This is a genomic window from Janthinobacterium sp., assembly GCF_009923995.1.
Classification (GTDB): domain Bacteria; phylum Pseudomonadota; class Gammaproteobacteria; order Burkholderiales; family Burkholderiaceae_D; genus Janthinobacterium.
Genome location: NZ_RFSK01000084.1, coordinates 1 through 18,061 on the forward strand (window position 1 = coordinate 1; position 18,061 = coordinate 18,061).

Annotated in this window: 11 protein-coding genes; 10 read left to right on the forward strand and 1 reads right to left on the reverse strand. The window is 60.3% G+C overall.

The window, feature by feature from the left end; translation table 11 throughout:
- Positions 1 to 348: 348 nt before the first annotated feature.
- Positions 349 to 702 carry a hydroxyisourate hydrolase gene (gene uraH, locus EBS11_RS25890; RefSeq protein WP_086140153.1) on the reverse strand — a complete coding sequence of 118 codons (354 nt, stop codon included), beginning with the start codon at positions 700 to 702 and terminating at the stop codon, positions 349 to 351.
- Between the two features lie 120 nt (positions 703 to 822).
- Between uraH and puuE the strand changes: the two genes are divergently transcribed.
- From puuE to EBS11_RS25940, 10 genes are all read left to right on the forward strand, one after another.
- Entirely contained in the window at positions 823 to 1,776 is a 954-nt protein-coding gene (puuE, locus tag EBS11_RS25895; protein WP_290607975.1) for an allantoinase PuuE, read from the forward strand.
- 99 nt (positions 1,777 to 1,875) lie between these two features.
- Positions 1,876 to 3,342, forward strand: a complete 1,467-nt coding sequence (gene xdhA / locus EBS11_RS25900) for a xanthine dehydrogenase small subunit (protein WP_290607977.1) — start codon at positions 1,876 to 1,878, stop codon at positions 3,340 to 3,342.
- Between the two features lie 10 nt (positions 3,343 to 3,352).
- The gene (gene xdhB / locus EBS11_RS25905) at positions 3,353 to 5,698 is read left to right on the forward strand and encodes a xanthine dehydrogenase molybdopterin binding subunit (protein ID WP_290607979.1); all 2,346 of its coding nucleotides are present in this window, start codon (positions 3,353 to 3,355) and stop codon (positions 5,696 to 5,698) included.
- Between the two features lie 9 nt (positions 5,699 to 5,707).
- Positions 5,708 to 6,775 (forward strand): xanthine dehydrogenase accessory protein XdhC, encoded by a 1,068-nt coding sequence (xdhC, locus tag EBS11_RS25910; RefSeq protein ID WP_290607993.1) that lies wholly within the window; start codon positions 5,708 to 5,710, stop codon positions 6,773 to 6,775.
- A 9-nt stretch (positions 6,776 to 6,784) separates the two neighbouring features.
- On the forward strand, positions 6,785 to 8,101 hold the full coding sequence (gene guaD / locus EBS11_RS25915) for a guanine deaminase (protein ID WP_290607982.1): 1,317 nt from the start codon (positions 6,785 to 6,787) through the stop codon (positions 8,099 to 8,101).
- A 43-nt stretch (positions 8,102 to 8,144) separates the two neighbouring features.
- The gene (locus EBS11_RS25920) at positions 8,145 to 9,635 is read left to right on the forward strand and encodes an adenosine deaminase (protein WP_290607984.1); all 1,491 of its coding nucleotides are present in this window, start codon (positions 8,145 to 8,147) and stop codon (positions 9,633 to 9,635) included.
- A gap of 793 nt (positions 9,636 to 10,428) precedes the next feature.
- On the forward strand, positions 10,429 to 13,881 hold the full coding sequence (locus EBS11_RS25925) for a TonB-dependent receptor (protein WP_290607986.1): 3,453 nt from the start codon (positions 10,429 to 10,431) through the stop codon (positions 13,879 to 13,881).
- A gap of 104 nt (positions 13,882 to 13,985) precedes the next feature.
- Positions 13,986 to 15,686, forward strand: a complete 1,701-nt coding sequence (locus tag EBS11_RS25930) for a bifunctional metallophosphatase/5'-nucleotidase (RefSeq protein ID WP_290607988.1) — start codon at positions 13,986 to 13,988, stop codon at positions 15,684 to 15,686.
- Positions 15,687 to 15,703: 17 nt separating this feature from the next.
- Positions 15,704 to 16,933, forward strand: a complete 1,230-nt coding sequence (locus EBS11_RS25935; protein ID WP_290607990.1) for a phospholipase D-like domain-containing protein — start codon at positions 15,704 to 15,706, stop codon at positions 16,931 to 16,933.
- 14 nt (positions 16,934 to 16,947) lie between these two features.
- Positions 16,948 to 18,015, forward strand: a complete 1,068-nt coding sequence (locus EBS11_RS25940; RefSeq protein ID WP_290607992.1) for a S1/P1 nuclease — start codon at positions 16,948 to 16,950, stop codon at positions 18,013 to 18,015.
- Positions 18,016 to 18,061 lie beyond the last annotated feature (46 nt).

Sequence of the window (18,061 nt, forward strand, 5' to 3'; positions counted from 1 at the left end):
TCCCACCCCTTCCCATCCCGAACAGGACCGTGAAACAACTTTGCGCCGATGATAGTGCTGCAACCAGTGTGAAAGTAGGTTATCGTCAGGCTTGTTATTTGCAGTAGAGAAAAACCCGCTCAGCAATGAGCGGGTTTTTTTTCGTCTTCTGCTTTTGTGATGCGGCCCCCCAAAGCAAAGGCTGGGGCCAGTCACTTCGTGATCGGGATGTGCCCCACTGGGGCGCATCCCCCCGCCTCGGCCGTTAGCACTGACCTTGGCGTGAGCGGCATTGCGGGGCTGACCCCCGGCTGTTCAGCAGACGAAAAAAAAGCAGCGCTGCACGCTGCCTTTGTCGTGTAACGTCGCTTAACTTCCCCGATACGTCGAATACGACCATGGCGACACCACCAGCGGTACGTGATAATTTTCGTCCGTATGGGCAATGCCGAAAGACAGGGTCACCAGGTCGATGAAGCGCGGCGAGGGCAGTTCCACGCCCTGGGCGGCAAAATAGTCCCCCGCATTGAAGACCAGCTCATATTGGCCCGCCTTCATGCTGTCGCCTTCCAGCAAGGGCGTGCTGCAGCGGCCATCGCTGTTGGTCATATCCATCTTCAATAATACTTTGCCTTCCGGCGCGACTGAAAACAGGGCGACTTTGACGCCGGCTCCCGGCTTGCCGTGGGCGATATCGAGTACATGCGTGCTGAGTTTTCCCATTTGCTATCCTGTATATAGGGTGAGTGAATGTGCTTATTGTGCAAATCATATACCGGCAGCAGTGCCGGGCTATATGATTGGACGTATAACCCACATTGTCTCCTATAGGCGAGCCACCGCATGAGCACTTACGAACATTATCCGCGCGACCTGATCGGCTATGGCCGCACGCCACCCCATCCGCAATGGCCGGGCAAGGCGCGCATTGCTCTGCAATTCGTCCTCAATTACGAGGAAGGCGCCGAAAACAGCGTGCTGCACGGCGATCCCGCGTCGGAAACGTTTTTATCGGAAATGATCGGCGCCGCCGCGTTTCCTGCACGTCACCTGAGCATGGAGTCGATCTATGAATACGGCTCGCGCGCCGGGTTGTGGCGCTTGCTGCGCATGTTCGAGGAGCGGCGCCTGCCGCTGACGGTCTTTGGCGTCTCGATGGCCCTGAAGCGCAACCCGGAGGCGGTGGCCGCCTTCCAGGAACTGGGCCATGAAATCGCCTGCCACGGCTTGCGCTGGATTTCCTATCAAAACATGGATGAGGCGACGGAGCGCGAACACATGCGCGAAGCCGTGCAGATCATCCGCGAATTGACGGGTGCCGCGCCGCAAGGCTGGTATACGGGGCGCGATTCGCCCAACACGCGCAAACTGGTGGTGGAACATGGTGGCTTCCGCTACGACGCCGATTATTACGGCGACGACCTGCCTTTCTGGGAGAAAGTGGCGTACACGGACGCCGCCGGCATGCCGGCCGTGCAGCCGCAGCTGATCGTGCCCTACACCCTGGATACGAACGATATGCGCTTTGCCGCCATGCAAGGCTTTAATTCAGGCACGCAGTTTTTCGATTACTTGAAGGATGCCTTCGACGTGCTGTACGCGGAAGGCGATCCGGACGGCTTGAACCAGCCGAAGATGTTGTCCGTGGGCCTGCACTGCCGCCTGGTAGGGCGGCCTGGCCGCGCGGCCGCGCTGGCGCGCTTTCTCGACTATGTACAGGGCCACGAGCATGTGTGGATCACGCGCCGCATCGATATCGCGGAGCATTGGCATGCGACCCATCCATTCCAGGCCTGAGTTTTATTGATATGGGATGATAAGTAAAATCAGTCTTTGCATATAGTTGTCCCATATGCCGGTGTTAATCTTCTATACTGGGACTATACCGAGGCCAGCATGTCAGAACCGATCCGTTTTTATTACCGTGGTGCCGTACAGGAAGTACGCAACGCCGCCCCCACGCAGACTGTGTTGCAGCACCTGCGCGAGGATTTGCATTGCACAGGCACCAAGGAAGGCTGCGCCGAGGGTGATTGCGGCGCCTGCACCGTCGTCATCGGCAGCCTGGTGGATGGTCAGGTCGAGATGAAGGCCGTCAATGCCTGCATCCAGCTCACGCCCACCCTCGATGGCAAGGCCCTGTTTTCCGTGGAAGACTTGCAGCAGCCCGACGGCGCCCTGCATCCGGTGCAGCAGGCCATGGTCGAATGCCACGGGTCCCAGTGCGGTTTTTGCACGCCCGGCTTCGTCATGTCGTTGTGGGGCATGTATCTGGAGAAAAACGGCGCCACGCCCACGCGCTGCGAAATCGACGACACCCTGTCGGGCAACCTGTGCCGCTGTACGGGCTACCGGCCCATCCTCGACGCGGCCAGGCGCATGGGCGAATTGCCGCACGTCACATTCGACCGCGCTGCCTTGCAGACGCAATTGCAGGCGCTGCAGCGCGGCAGCCTGAGCACCTATGAACATGGCGGCCAGCACTTTCATGCACCGCGCAGCATTGATGAACTGGTGGCACTGCGCGCGGCAAACCCGCAAGCCTGCCTGCTGGCCGGTTCCACCGATATCGGCCTGTGGGTCACCAAGCAGCTGCGCGACCTGGGCGACATCATTTATCTCGGCAACGTGGCTGCCCTGAAACGCATAGCCGTGGACGGGGGCAAGCTGCATATCGGCGCCGGTGCCAGCCTCAACGATGCTTATGGGGCGCTGTGCCAGTATTACCCGCAGGAATTGTCAGAACTGTGGCAGCGCTTTGCTTCCTTGCCGATCCGTAACGCGGGCACCCTGGGCGGCAATGTAGCCAATGGCTCGCCCATCGGTGACTCGATGCCGTGGCTGATCGCGCTGGGCAGCGACATCGTGATGCGCGGTCCTGCCGGACAGCGGATCATGCCGCTGGAACACTTTTATCTTGGTTACCAGAAGAAAGATCTGCAGCCCGGTGAATTCGTCGAAGCCGTGCGCGTGCCTTTGCCACGGGCTGGCGTGCATTTCCGCACGTATAAACTGGCCAAGCGCTTCGACCAGGATATCTCGGCCGTGTGTGCCGCGTTTGCCTTTGAGCTCGACGGCGAACGCATTCTTGATGCGCGCATCGCTTTCGGCGGCATGGCGGCCACTCCCCAGCGGGCCGCGCAAACGGAAGCGTTCCTGCAGGGGCAAGCGTGGACGGAGGAAAACCTCGTCATCGCCATGCGCCTGCTGGCCGACGATTACGCGCCGCTGTCTGATATGCGCGCGTCGAACGCCTACCGCATGACGACGGCGCAAAATCTGCTGCGCCGCTTCTGGCTGGAAACACGTCCCGCTGCGCCTTTGCTGCGCACCGCCGTCAACGCCTACGCTTGCCGCGCCTGAAAGGACCAGCATGAACCATCCTGCCACGCCTGAACTGCAAGCGGCCGCCTGGGCTGCCGTGGGCAAGCCCAGCCCCCACGAATCGGCGCAATTGCATGTGCTGGGGCAAGCCACGTACACGGACGACATTGCGGAACTGCAAGGCACCTTGCATGCGGCGCTGGGCCTGTCGCAAAAGCCCCACGCACGCATCACGGCCATGGACTTATCCGCCGTGCGCGCTGCCCGCGGCGTCGTTGCCGTCTACACGGCACAGGACATTCCCGGCACCAACGATTGCGGTCCCATTATCCACGACGATCCCATCCTGGCGCTTGATCTGGTGCAATACGTGGGCCAGCCCATCTTCATCGTGGTGGCCGATACGCACGATCACGCGCGCCGCGCCGCCCGCCTGGCGCAGGTGTCGTACGAGGAATTGCCCGCGATCATGACACCGCAGGCGGCCAAGGCGGCGCAATCGTATGTGCTGCCGCCCATGCGCCTGGCGCGCGGCGACTATCAAGCCGCATTCGAGCAGGCGCCGCACGTGGTCAAGGGCCAGCTGTATGTGGGCGGACAGGAGCAGTTTTACCTGGAAGGACAGATTTCCTACGCCATCCCGAAGGAAGCGCAAGGCATGCTGGTGCTGTGTTCGACGCAGCACCCGAGCGAGATGCAGCACGTGGTGGCGCATGCGCTGGGCGTACATTCGCACAACATCACCGTCGAATGCCGGCGCATGGGCGGCGGTTTCGGCGGCAAGGAGTCGCAGTCGGCCCTGTGGGCGGCAGCCTCGGCCATCGCGGCGGCCAAGCTGAAACACCCCGTCAAACTGCGCGCCGACCGCGACGACGACATGCTGGTGACGGGCAAGCGCCACTGTTTTTATTACGAATACGAAGTGGGCTACGACGACGAGGGGCGGATCCTTGCCGCCAAGGTCGACATGACCACGCGCGCCGGCTACTCGGCCGATTTGTCCGGCCCCGTCGCCACGCGCGCCGTCTGTCACTTCGACAACACCTATTATTTGTCCGACGTGGACATCCGCGCCGCCTGCGGCAAGACAAATACCCAGTCGAACACGGCTTTCCGGGGCTTTGGCGGCCCGCAGGGTGCCATTGCCATCGAGTATGTCATCGATGAAATCGCCCGCCATCTGCAACGCGATGCGCTCGATATCCGCCTGCTCAATTTCTATGGCCGCAACGATGGAGAAGGGCGCAACGTCACGCCGTACGGGCAAAAAATCGTCGACAACGTCATCCATGAGCTGGTTGCCGAACTGGAAGCGAGCAGCGACTATCGCGCACGCCGCCGCGCCATCGATACCTACAACGAGGCCAGCCCCATCCTGAAGAAGGGACTGGCCTTCACGCCCCTGAAATTCGGCATCGCCTTCAACGTCACGCATCTCAACCAGGCCGGCGCCCTCGTGCACGTGTACGTGGATGGCTCCGTGCTGGTCAACCATGGCGGCACGGAAATGGGACAGGGCATCAATACCAAGGTCATGCAGGTGGTGGCGCACGAGCTGGGCCTGGACCTCGCATGCGTGCGCGCCACGGCGACCGACACCAGCAAGGTGGCGAACACGTCGGCCACGGCGGCATCCACGGGCGCGGACCTGAACGGCAAGGCGGCGCAGGATGCGGCGCGGCAGATCCGTGAACGCCTGGCCGCTTACGCGGTCAAACTGTATGGCGGTGATGTGGCTTGCGTGCGCTTCTTTGACAATCACATCCATGTGAATGGTCACGTCGTGCCGTTTGCCGAACTGGTGCAGAAAGCGTATCTGGCGCGGGTGCAACTGTGGTCGGATGGCTTCTATGCCACGCCGGGTTTGTCGTGGGACGCGAAGACGATGACGGGCCATCCGTTTTCGTATTACGCCTATGGCGCGGCCGTGGCCGAAGTAGTGGTCGATACCCTGACGGGCGAATGGAAGCTGCTGCGCGCGGATGCCTTGTACGATGCGGGACAATCACTGAATCCTGCCATTGACCTGGGTCAAGTGGAAGGCGCATTTATCCAGGGTATGGGGTGGCTGACGACGGAGCAGCTGTGGTGGAATGCGGCGGGCAAGCTGATGACGCACGCGCCATCGACCTACAAGATTCCCGGCATTTCCGATTGCCCGGAAGATTTTCGCGTCAAGCTGTTCCAGAATCGCAACGTGGAAGACAGCATCCACCGCTCCAAAGCCGTGGGCGAGCCGCCGCTGCTGCTGCCGTTTTCCGTGTTCTTCGCCATCCGCGACGCCATTTCCAGCGTGGGCCATCACGCCGTGCAGCCACCGCTGAATGCCCCGGCCACCAGCGAGGAAATCCTCAAGGCGGTCATGGCCGTGCAGGCGGCCGGTACCGCCGCCTAGGGGAAGATGATGAGCGACTGGCTGACGGCAATCGACAATGACACGCAGGCCTCCGTGCTGGTGACGGTCGCGCTCGTGGAAGGCTCGGGACCGCGCGAGGCGGGGGCGAAGATGCGCGTCACCCTCGATGGTCAGGCCGACACCATCGGCGGCGGCCACCTGGAGTTGCGCGCCGTGGAAATCGCCAAGACCATGCTGGCCACGGGCGACACGCGTGCGCAGATCGAGCGCTTTGCGCTGGGCCCCAGCCTGGGCCAGTGCTGCGGCGGCGTCGTCTACCTGGCGTTCGAGCCTGTCGATGCCAGCCTGGCGGCCGTGTTGTCCGCCCTGCGCGCACGGCGCCAGCAAGACAGCTGGAGACTGACGGCGCTCGACGGTGCGGCGGCGACGGTCTTGTTCGATGCGGCAGGCAGGCTGGTCGCTGGCACGGGCGAGCAGGCTCCCGATACGTTTTCGCGCGAGCGCGGCACGCATGTGGCGCAGGGCAGGGATGGGCGACGCTGGCTGGTCGACCCTTGCCTGGCGCCGCGCGCCCATTTGACCCTGTTCGGCGCCGGCCACGTGGGCGCCGCCATCGTGCGCGCCCTGGCGCACCTGCCCTGCAACGTGACCTGGGTCGATGAACGGGAAGACATGTTTCCCGCCCACATGCCCGATAATGTGCGCATCGCCGCCACCGACACGCCGGAGGAATTTGTGGCCATGGCGCCGCCGGGCGGGAGCTTCCTCGTCATGACGCATAGCCATGCGCTGGATCAACGTCTGACGGAAGCGATCATGGGGCGCGAGGATGCGGGCTGGTTCGGGCTGATCGGTTCGCAGACGAAACGCAAGCAATTCGAGCACCGCCTGCAGGCGCGCGGCGTGCCGGACGAGCGCATTGCCGCCATGGTGTGTCCGATCGGCATGCCCGGCATCCGCAGCAAGGTGCCGGCCGTGATCGCCGCCTCCGTTGCCTGTCAATTACTCATGGTGTGGGAGGAAGCCGCCAGCGCGGCCCTGGCCGCACCGCTGCGGCTGGTCACTGCCAGCGCGCCGCCGCGACGCAAGCAGCGCGCGGTCATTCATCCTTTATAGAAAGTCGTCATGCCGATTGTTCCTGCCTCCTTGCAAGCCTACCGTGCCAGCTTGCTGCACTTCCACGCCGATCCCGCCTTCAGCGAGCAAGCCCATGCCTGGCATGCGGATGGTTTGCTGATCGTCGCCGATGGCAAGGTCGTGGCAGCGGGCGATTATGCGCAGCTGCTGGCAACCTTGCCACCAGGCGCCGAGATCGTTGATTACCGGGGCAAGCTGATCGTGCCGGGCTTTATCGATACCCACCTGCATTTTCCGCAGACGGAAATGATCGCTTCGCCCGCCCCCGGCTTGCTGCCGTGGCTGGAAACCTATACCTTCCCCACCGAGCGGGCGTTCGAGGATCCGGCGCATGCGCGCAATGTGGCCGAGTTTTTCCTCGATGAATTGCTGCGCTGCGGCACCACGACGGCCATGGTGTATGGCAGCGTGCATCCGCAATCGGTCGACGCCTTCTTCGGCGCCAGCGAGGCGCGCGGCCTGCGCATGGCGGCGGGCAAAGTCATGATGGACCGCAATTGCCCCGCATTCCTGCGCGACACGGCCGAGTCCGGCGCGCGCGAAACGGAAGAGCTGATCCGGCGCTGGCACCAGCGTGGCCGCGCGCTGTATGCGATCACGCCCCGCTTCGTGCCTACCTCGACGAACGAGCAGATGCACCTGGCGGGCGAGCTGGCGCGCGCCTATCCGGATACCTATCTGCAGACCCACGTGTCGGAAAACGAGGATGAATGCCGCTGGGTGCGCGAACTGCATCCGCAGGCGCGCAGCTACCTCGATGTGTACGACGGCTACGGCATGCTGCGCCCCCGCGCCATGTTCGGCCACTGCATCTGGCTCGATGAGCGCGACCGCGCGCGCATGGCGGAAACGTCCTCGGCGGCCGCCGTTTGTCCTACGTCAAACCTGTTCCTGGGCAGCGGCCTGTTCGATTTCGAGAAGGCCGATGCGGCGCGCGTGCTGCTGTCGCTGGCCACGGACGTGGGCGGCGGCACCTCGTTCTCGATGTTGCAAACCATGAACGAAGCCTATAAAGTAGCACGCTTGAAAGGTAGCTACCTGCCCGCCTTGCGCATGTTTTACCTGGCGACCCTGGGCGCCGCGCGCGCCATGCAGCTGGAAGGCACCCTGGGGAATTTCACGGCGGGCACGGAAGCGGATTTCATCGTGCTCGACAAGCAATCCACGCCGCTGCTGGAGCGCCGCACGGCCGCTTGCCAAAGCCTGGAGGAATTGCTGTTTGCCTTTGCGCTGCTGGGAGATGACCGCGCCGTGGCCGCCACCTATTCGGGCGGACGATGCGTGCATGTGCGGGGGCAGGGCTGACCTACCCGTTGTTTAACATGAATCACCCTGAGCGAGAACGCGTATGCAAAAGAAACTCACTGGCCTGGCGCTTGCCGCCGCGCTGACACTGGCCGCAACGGCCCATGCCGCCAGCCCGTCGTCGAATGAAGCGGCCACCGCGCGTCATTTCGCCGCCTTGGTTGCTGGTAAGGAGCCCAGGACTGCCGAGCTGAGTCTGTTCTTTTCCATGATGCCCAAGGGCGGTGACCTGCATCACCATTACTCGGGCGCCATCTACGCCGAGCAATTCCTCGACTGGGTCGACAAGGAAAACTATTGCGTCAACAAGACGACCTACCGCATCGAAAGCAACAAGGACGTCGTCGCTGCCGAGCGCGCCAAGCCGGCCGCACAGCGCACCTGCCTGTCGTCGACGGAAGTGTTTGCCGATGCGGGCCTGTATGCGGAATTGCTGCAGCGCTGGTCGACCAAGGATTTCTACAACCACGGCGCCATCCAGACGCCGCCCGACCGTACCTTCTTTGATACCTTCGGCTACTTCGGCCCCGTCGCATCGACGAATACGGCCGACGGCCTGAAGACGCTGAAGCAGCGCGCCATCGCGGAAAACCTGAGCTATATCGAAACGATTTTCGAATTGTCACCCTTCGTGCAGAACGCGCAGTTCGACCAGCAGGTGCTGGCACCAGGCCTGCCGCCGGCCGCCTTGCAAGCCGTGCTGGCCAACTGGAGCAGCAGCCTGGAGCAGGATGCCAGCTTCCAGAAAAGCATCACGGCCTACAACGACAACGTCAACAGCAGCAGCGCCGGCATCGATGATGCGAACTTCACCATGCGCTACCAGGCGTACGTGCTGCGTTTCCTGTCGCCATCGCAAGTGTTCTCGTCGATGGTGGCGGCCTTCAAGGCGGCCAGCTTGAATCCGCTGGTGGTGGGCGTCAACATCGTGGGCCAGGAAAGCGTCAACGTCTCCATGCGCGATTACAGCCTGCACATGGAAATGTTCAAGTTCCTCAAGGCGAAGTATCCGAACGTCAAGATTGCCCTGCACGCGGGCGAGCTGGCGCTGGGCATGGTGCCGCCGGAAGGCATGGCCTTCCATATCGCCGAAGCCGTCGATGTGGCGGGCGCCGACCGTATCGGCCACGGCATGGATATCGCCTACGAACACAATGCGCTGGCGACCATGCAGAAGATGCGCGAGCGCGGCATTCCCGTGGAAGTGAACCTGACCAGCAATGACTATATTCTGGGCGTCAAGGGTCAGGCCCATCCGATCACCCTGTACCGCAAGTATGGCGTGCCGTTCGTGATCTCCACCGATGACGCCGGCGTGTCGCGCAATACACTGTCAAATGAATATGTCTTGTTTGCCAGCCAGTACAAGACTGATTATGCGGAACTGAAAAAATTGTCGTACAACAGCCTGCGCTATTCCTTCCTGGCCGACGCGGATAAACAACGTTTGCTGAAGGCACTCGATGCCCGTTTCGCCCGCTTCGAAGCGCAAATTGCCGCGGCCGACAAGGCCGGCAAGGGTAGTAAACCGTAAGTTGCGCGACGTTTGCAACTGATGTTCTCAATGCGGCCGGATCTTCCGGCCGCTTTCCATTTCCCCTTCCCATCCCCACGCTGTTTTTTTGTTAATTTTGTGGCGGCCATGCGACACAATTAACGGCAGATGCACGACTTTATCCAATTTCGTGGATGAATCAATTTCAAGTACATATTGCTCATTTATAATCTCGCGCCATAAGCCCGGACGCTGCCAGCACGATATCAATCCAGCTGCCTACATCATGCTATTTATATTTTAAATGTATAAATATGTAAAAAAAAACGTATTTGTCATCCTTTTTTTGATGATGCATAGTGGGATGAATGTGATAGTAAAAAGTCACAATTCATATGGCTGATATCGTATGAAGATGGGTATTTGCAGTAAATAACGGTGAGATGAAGAGTGAAACGAACAGTCATGCGGCTAAATGACGACATTCCTCGATATCTTACCGCCGTGTCACAGTCTTGAAATATTTAACAATTACACTCGCGGCTTGCCATGTTGGCCGGCTCGGCATGTCGGGTAAATGACACAGGTGCTAGCGCCCTGGGTCGTACGGCCAGGAAACTTCTGTTTCCGTCGTTATTGCTTGAATTTTCATTGGCTGTGATGTGTGGAAAGGCGTTTGTGATGGTCTTGTCAGGACCAGTAGCCAGTCCAGCCGGCATAACAGTTGCAGCATCGTAAAGAGGAGATCTTGAGTTTGTGTTGCTGTGCGGCGCAGCCGGACGGTGGGGCAATCCAGGATTTTCAAAAATAATAGTCTTTTCTGGGGTTAAAGATGATCAATCACAAACGACTTCGGCTAACGCAAATCGCGTTCAGCCTGTCTATTGCACTGGCGGCGGTACCATCGTTCGCACAGAACACCACGTCCGCTATCGGCGGACGTATTTCCGCAAGTGATGGCAAGCCTGCTGCTGGCGCCACCGTCACCATCGTGCACGCCGAATCGGGTTCCGTGAACAACGTGACCACCGATGCGGAAGGCCGCTATGTCGCCCGCGGCTTGCGCGCAGGCGGTCCTTACACCATCACCATCACCAAGAACGGTGAAGTGGAAAAACGCGAAGGCGTGTACCTCGAACTGGCTGAAACAGCCAACGTGGACGCTACCCTGGGCGCCCAGATGCAAGTCGTGAACGTGACGGGTTCGGGTGCCCGCGCACAGATCTTCAACCGTGAAAACATGGGCTCCGGCACCAGCATCGGCGCGACCGAACTGGCGACCATGGCCTCGATCAAGCGTAACCTGCAAGACTACGCTCGCCTCGATCCGCGCGTATCGCAGACCGATAAAGAGCGCGGCGAAATGTCGGTCGCTGGTCAAAATCCTCGCTACAACGCCCTGACCATCGACGGCGTCAACGTCAGCGATACCTTCGGCCTGGAAGCGAACGGCAGCCCGACCGCGAAACAGCCAATCTCGATCGAAGCGATCCAGTCGGTACAGGTGAACGTGTCGAACTACGACGTTACGCAAAAAGGCTACACCGGCGGTAACATCAATGCGGTCACGAAGTCCGGTACCAATGAAGTCAAAGGCAGCGTCTACTACGTCTTCCGTAATGACAGCATGGCTGGCGACCGTTACAACAGTGCTGCTGGTACCTACTACGCACCACCGGCATTCCGTGAAACGACCAAAGGCGCTACCGTTGGCGCTCCTTTGATCAAGGACAAGCTGTTTATTTTCGCTAACTACGAAGAGTTTGAAAGCAGCCGTACCGCGCCTAACTTTGGACCGCTGGGCAGTGCGCAGACCAACGTTGCCGTGACTCCTGCGGCAATCGCCAGCGCCCAAGATATCGCCAAAAACAAGTATGGCATGGATATCGGTAACAGTAACGTGCCTAGCGGCACCAAGCTGTCGGTCAAGGATACCTTGCTGAAGTTGGACTGGAACATCACCGACAGCCAGCGTGCCATGGTGCGTTACTCGAAGACCGAGCAGTCCGAGCCACAATTCCCGGGCTTGACTTCCAGTGGTGTGTCGCTCAATTCCGAATGGTATCAACAGAATAAAGCGATCACGACCTGGGTCGGTCAATGGTTCGGTGACTGGACGCCTAATTTCTCGACTGAAGTTAAAGTTTCCAAGCGCAACTACGATAGCGTTCCGAAGAATAACGCCAACCTGCCAGCGATGGCCCTGCAATTTACCGGCCCCTTGCCGGCAGATGCACCAGTCGGCACCGCTACAGGTAACCGCTATCTGAACTTCGGCACGGAGCAAAGCCGCCAGCTGAACGTTCTGGGCACCAAGACCACCGATGCCTACGTCGGCGCGAACTGGTCGATCGGCGACCATCAAGTCAAGTTTGGTGGCGACCTCACCAAGAACGACGTGTATAACGCCTACTTGCAAAACGTGAATGGCAACTATACCTTCGGTTGTATCGCGGGTCTTGACTATAAGACCTTCACCATGCCAGCTGGCAAGACGTTAAATTGTTCAACTTCGGATGCTGCTTATATACAAGCTGCTGTGCTGGAAAACTTCAGCCGTGGCCGCCCACTGAACTATCAGGTGCAAGTGCCTGTTGCGGGCGGTACGCTGGACAATGCGATCGCATCGTTCAGCATGAAAAACTACGGCACTTTTATCCAGGACACCTGGGCCGTCAACAAGAATCTGACCGTTACGGCAGGCGTGCGTCTGGACTCGGCGCGTATCAGTGATCGTCCGGTTGCGAATGCTGCTGCGGCCGCACCGCGGGTAGCAGGTGTGGCGGATAGCCAAGGCAACGTCATCTCACGTCAAACGGGTGGTTTTGGTCTGGATAACACCCACACCATCGATGGCCAAAACCTGTTCCAGCCACGCGTAGGCTTTAACTACCGCTTCGATACCGCACGTCCAACGCAATTACGCGGTGGCGCTGGCTTGTTCCAGGGTGCAGCGGCAACTGTCTGGATGTCCAATCCGTTTTCGAATACCGGTGTGGCAACGCGTATCGTTGGCTGCGGCACCAATGGCTTCCCGGCTTGCGTGAATACGACCGACGGTCTTTTCAATCCTGATCCGACCAAGCAACCCACGGTCTTCCCTGGCTCGACACCAGCAGCGAACGTCGACTTCTTGTCGCCAGACCTGCGTCAGCCGTCGATCTGGAAGGGTAACCTGGCCGTTGAGCATGAATTGCCATGGATGGGCCTGGTATTCGGTGCAGAGTATCTGTACACCAAAAACAAGGATGCGATCTACTACCAACATCTGAATCTGGGTGATCCAACCAAGATCGGTAGCGATGGCCGTCAACTGTTCTATACGTCGCAAGGCTATAACCCAGCTTGCTGGACTGCAAGTGGGAGTGGCGCTTCCAGCAGCAATACGGGCGCATGTGCTGGCTTCCGTACGCGTGCCTTGAACAATGCGAGCTATAACAACGTGTTGCAAGCAACAAAAACTGATGCTGGCAAGGGTAATGTCATTACCATGTCCTTGCGTCAGCCTATGACCAAAGGCATGGCGTGGGGCGTGTCGTACACCTACAGCGACGCTACCGAAGTATCGCCGCTGACCTCGTCGGTAGCGAATTCGAACTGGCAAGCCCGTTCGGTATTCAATCCGAACGAGAACGTAGCAGCTAACTCGAGCTACTTGGTCAAGAACCGCTTTAACGCCAACATCAGCTGGCAGAAGCGTTTCTTCGGCGAGTACAAGACCAGCTTCGGTATGTTCTATGAAGGCCGCAAGGGCAAACCATACAGCTGGACTTATGGCAATGACTTGAACGGTGATGGCGTTTCTGGCAATGACTTGATGTACATCCCATCGAAACCAGGTTCTGGCCAGGTGGTGTTTGCAGGCGATACCGCAACGAATCACCCGAACGAAGACCGTTTCTGGGCAATTGTCAATGCAAATCCGGATCTGGCTCACTCGACTGGTGGCGTCGTAAAACGCAATGGCAGCTTCTCGCCATTTACCAATAGTTTTGATATGCGTGTCAGCCAGGAAATTCCAGGCCTGTTCGAAAAGAATAAAGGCGTATTCACGCTGGACTTCTTTAACGTCGGTAACCTGATCAACCGCAACTGGGGTCATATCAACGAGATGGCTTTCTCGTCGAGCGGTGGTCAAGTGCGTAACTTCGTTGACTATGCCGGTATCGATGCACAAGGCCGTTATATCTACAGCGTCCGTAACAACGTCAAAAACTATGACGTTCGTCAGGCTAGCGGCGAATCGCAGTGGTCGATCCAGGCAACTGTTAAGTACGAGTTCTAATCTCGGCGCTTAAATTGCAGTCTCAAACGGCTGGTGGCAACACCGGCCGTTTTTTCGTTTGATGTTGATGAAATATTTTTTGTAACAATAAGTAGGCGGGGACCATGAAACGTTATTTGATACCAATTTTGACATCGCTCGCGGCGGCAGCGGCCTTGACCTTGTTGTTGGCCGGCTGCGCCACGCCTTCCGCGACACCCGTTGATATCAACCTGGTTGCCTTGAACGATTTTCACGGTAACCTCGATCGCAGCAAATTTACCTACACGAGCATCGCCGGTGGCGAGCGCAAGACGGTGCAGGCGGGCGGCATCGATACCCTGTCCGGCGCGCTGACGGCGTGGCGCCGCGAAGATGCGCAGCTGATCTTTGTCGGCAACGGCGACCTGGTCGGCGCCAGTCCCGCCATGTCGGCGCTGTGGGCGGATGAACCGAGCATCGTGGCCATGAACATGCTGGGCATGAAGGCCAGTTCCGTCGGTAACCATGAATTTGATCAGGGCAAGGCGGAATTGCTGCGCCAGCAGCGCGGCGGCTGCGAATCGTCGCGCGCCGACAAGGCGTGCAAGTTCACGCCCGATTTCAAGGGCGCCAGCTACATCTATATGGCCGCCAACGTGATCGACACGCAGACGGGCAAGTCCCTGCTGCCGGCCTACCGCATCGAAGAAGCGCATGGCGTCAAGGTGGGCCTGATCGGTGCCGTGCTGAAAGATACGCCGTCCGTGGTGACGGCGGCCGGCATTGCCGGCCTGCAGTTCGGCGATGAGGCCGACGCCATCAACGCCACCCTGCCGCAACTGCGCGCGCAGGGCGTGGGCGTGTTCGTCGTGCTGCTGCACCAGGGGGGCGAGACGGTAGAGGCAGTCGACCAGCCCGACTGCAGCCACCTGAAGGGCGAAGTGGTCGACGTGGTCAAGCGCCTCGATCCCGCCATTCAATTGGTCGTCAGTGGCCATTCGCACCAGGGTTATCTGTGCCGCGTCGACGGCCGCCTGGTTACGCAAGCACAGATGGGAGGACACATGTTGACGCGCATCAAGCTCAAGGTCGATCCTGTGAAGAATGCCGTCATGGATGCCAGCGCGCAAAACGTCGTCATGCTGCCTGGCATGTATGAGCCGGACCCGGCCGTGGCAGCCTACCTGGAATCGGTGAAGCAGCGCAGCGCGGCCGAACTGTCGCGCCCGGTGGCCGCCATCGCCGTGCCGAACGTGGGCCGTAGCACCAAGGGCAGCGGCGCTTCCCCGCTGGGCGACCTGGTGGCCGACAGCACCCTGTTCGGCGCGCGCGCTGCCGGCGCGCAAATCGGCCTGATGAACAATGGCGGCATCCGTAAGGACCTGGAAGCGGGCGCCGACCTGATGACGAACGTGGGGCAGAACCAGGCCGTCGTACCATTTGGCAATACCCTGATCGTCGTGAGCCTGTCCGGCGCGCAAATTCGTGCCTTGCTGGAGCAGCAATGGCCGGGCGCGGAAGCGGAAGAGGGCAATCTGCTGCAAGTGTCCGAAGGTTTTACGTATCGCTGGGACAGCACCCGCCCGCAAGGCCAACGCGTGCTGCCGGGCAGTATCATGCTCGATGGCAAGGTCATTGACGATAATCAACAATACCGTGTCGCCGCCAACAGTTTTCTCGCCGGCGGCGGCGACCGCTTTACCGTGCTGGCGGCCGGCACGCGCCGCCTCGACACGGGCGTGCGCGACATCGATGCCTTCAGCAATTACCTGATCGCCCGCGCGCGGGCCGGCAAGCCGGCCGGCAGCGCCACGGCGGCGGGCCGTATCGTGCGCGTCAAATAACTTTACAAGGAAAAACCATGCGTCGCCTATTTGTTTCCGTTCTTCTGTCCAGCCTGTTCGCGGGCAGCGCCCACGCCGATTTCACGATTCCCGGCTTTGAGCTCGTGCACACGTCGCCCGTGGAAACCACGCTGACGAATCCCGACCTGCGCGAGCCTGTTGCCGTGTGGACGGAATTGTTCGATGGTGCCAAAAAAGAGATCGTCATCGCCCAGTTCTACGCCGTCAGCAAGCCGGGCACGGCCTTTGAAAAGGTGCTGGCCAGCCTGACGGCGGCAGGCCAACGGGGCGTGAAGATCCGCTTCCTGCTGGACCAGAAGGGCGTGGGCCTGTCGGAAGCGGCCACCATCGCGCAGATCAAGGCCATTCCCAACCTGGACTTGCGTCTCATCGATTTCAACAAGATCACGGGCAACGGCATCGTGCATGCGAAATACCTGGCCGTCGATGGCCAGGTGGCGTACATCGGCAGCCAGAATTTCGACTGGCGTTCCTTCGAGCACATCCATGAAACGGGCTTGAAGATCACGGAGCCGGCCATGGTCAGCCAGGTGCAGGCCATCTTCGAGCAGGATTGGCAGGCGCAGGCCCTGACGTCGCAGGGCAGCCGCGCCACGGTGCTCAACAGCAAGGTGGTGCCGGCCAATTACGCGCAGAACGCTTTCCTGCTGGCCAGCCCGAATGCATACAACCCGGCAGGCGTGGGCGACTCGGAAACGGGCTTGCCCGCCTTGCTGGCGGAAGCGCAAAGCGAAGTGCGCATCCAGCTGCTCGATTACGCGCCCCTGTCGTATGGCCCGAACCGCACGCGGCCGTATTACGCCGTGATCGACAACGCCGTGCGCACGGCGGCCCAGCGGGGCGTGAAGATCAAGCTGATGGTGTCCGCGTGGAACACGGAAGCGCCCGCCATTGCTTACCTGAAAAGCCTGGCCCTGGTGCCGAACGTGGAAATCCGCATCGTCACCTTGCCCACGGCATCGACGGGCTTCATTCCCTTCGCGCGCGTGATCCATAGCAAGACCATGAGCATCGATGGCAAACTGGCCTGGGTCGGCACGAGCAACTGGGCGGGCGGCTACTTTGACCTGTCGCGCAACCTGGAAGTGGTGCTGCGCAACGATGCCATGGCGCAGCGTATTGCCGCGTTGCATGAGCAGACGTGGAGCTCGGCGTATGCCCAGCCCATCGATATCAACAAGCAATATCCGAAGCCGGCCAAGGGCGCGCCGCAAGGCAAGGAATAATGGGGAAGACAGCGATGAAAAAATTACTTACCGTGCTGGCGCTGGGCGCCGCTTTTGCTTCCGGCAATGTATTGGCATGGGGCAATGACGGTCACCGGGCCGTGGGCGCCATCGCCGATCAACTGCTCAAGGGCAGCGCTGCCCAGGCGCAGATGGCGGCCCTGTTGTTGCCGGGTGAAAGCCTGGAAAAGATCGCCAACTGGCCCGATTGCGTGAAAGGCACGTATTGCGGTCCGCAATCGCCGGAAATGCTGGCCTACGTGGCAGCCAATCCCAAACACAGCGAATATCACTACACGGATATTCCCTTCCAGAATGCGCACTACCATGACCACGACGTGGGCAGCGCGGATGACGACATCGTGCAGACACTGAAGCAGGCGATTCTGGTATTGCAAGGCAAGGACGACGCGGCCAGCAATCCGCACCAGTTCACCAAGCGCCAGGCCTTGATCCTGATCACTCACCTGGTGGGCGACATCCACCAGCCCCTGCACGTGGGTGCCGCCTATGTGGGCAAGGATGGCAGCTTTGTCGTGCCCGCCACCCAGGCACAGATCGACGGCATGGCCATTTTCGACGCGCGCGGCGGCAACAACCTGCTGCTCGACGATGCCAGGATGACGGCACTGTCGAGCGCCGTGATTCCCGCGCCGCTGCCGGCCGACGAGGGGGAAGCGAAAGCGCCTGCCTATCCGAAGTCGCCCACCAAGCCATTGCATTCGTACTGGGACAGCACGGTGGTCGATTACGCCATGCGCCGCCTGAGCACGCGCACGCCGCAGCAGTTCGCCAGGACCGTGATTGCCAGCCAGCCTGCCGTGAGCGGCAATAGCGGCGATCCCGTCACCTGGCCATATCAGTGGGCCGATGCCTCGCTGGCGGCCTCGAAGGTGGCTTACGCGGACGTGGTCGCCGGCCCCGCCACGCAGCAGACCAGCCGCAAGGGCGAGGTCTACAACGTGTGGGCCTTGACGGTGCCGGACAATTATCCCGTGCCCAGCTCGGCGCTGGCGAAGCAGCAACTGATCGAGGGCGGCTATCACCTGGCTGCCCTGTTGCAGGCCATCTGGCCGCAATAAGTTGGCGGCAACAAGACGAGGAATGGAAAGCGGCCCGCGGGCCGCT

What these genes read in the sequence shown, in the direction of transcription:
- xdhA (WP_290607977.1), top strand. Translation starts at nt 1,876, where the DNA reads ATGTCAGAACCGATCCGTTTTTATTACCGTGGTGCCGTACAGGAAGTA.
- EBS11_RS25920 (WP_290607984.1), top strand. Translation starts at nt 8,145, where the DNA reads ATGCAAAAGAAACTCACTGGCCTGGCGCTTGCCGCCGCGCTGACACTG.
- EBS11_RS25930 (WP_290607988.1), top strand. Translation starts at nt 13,986, where the DNA reads ATGAAACGTTATTTGATACCAATTTTGACATCGCTCGCGGCGGCAGCG.
- uraH (WP_086140153.1), bottom strand. Translation starts at nt 702, where the DNA reads ATGGGAAAACTCAGCACGCATGTACTCGATATCGCCCACGGCAAGCCG.
- EBS11_RS25940 (WP_290607992.1), top strand. Translation starts at nt 16,948, where the DNA reads ATGAAAAAATTACTTACCGTGCTGGCGCTGGGCGCCGCTTTTGCTTCC.
- xdhB (WP_290607979.1), top strand. Translation starts at nt 3,353, where the DNA reads ATGAACCATCCTGCCACGCCTGAACTGCAAGCGGCCGCCTGGGCTGCC.
- EBS11_RS25935 (WP_290607990.1), top strand. Translation starts at nt 15,704, where the DNA reads ATGCGTCGCCTATTTGTTTCCGTTCTTCTGTCCAGCCTGTTCGCGGGC.
- guaD (WP_290607982.1), top strand. Translation starts at nt 6,785, where the DNA reads ATGCCGATTGTTCCTGCCTCCTTGCAAGCCTACCGTGCCAGCTTGCTG.
- EBS11_RS25925 (WP_290607986.1), top strand. Translation starts at nt 10,429, where the DNA reads ATGATCAATCACAAACGACTTCGGCTAACGCAAATCGCGTTCAGCCTG.
- xdhC (WP_290607993.1), top strand. Translation starts at nt 5,708, where the DNA reads ATGAGCGACTGGCTGACGGCAATCGACAATGACACGCAGGCCTCCGTG.
- puuE (WP_290607975.1), top strand. Translation starts at nt 823, where the DNA reads ATGAGCACTTACGAACATTATCCGCGCGACCTGATCGGCTATGGCCGC.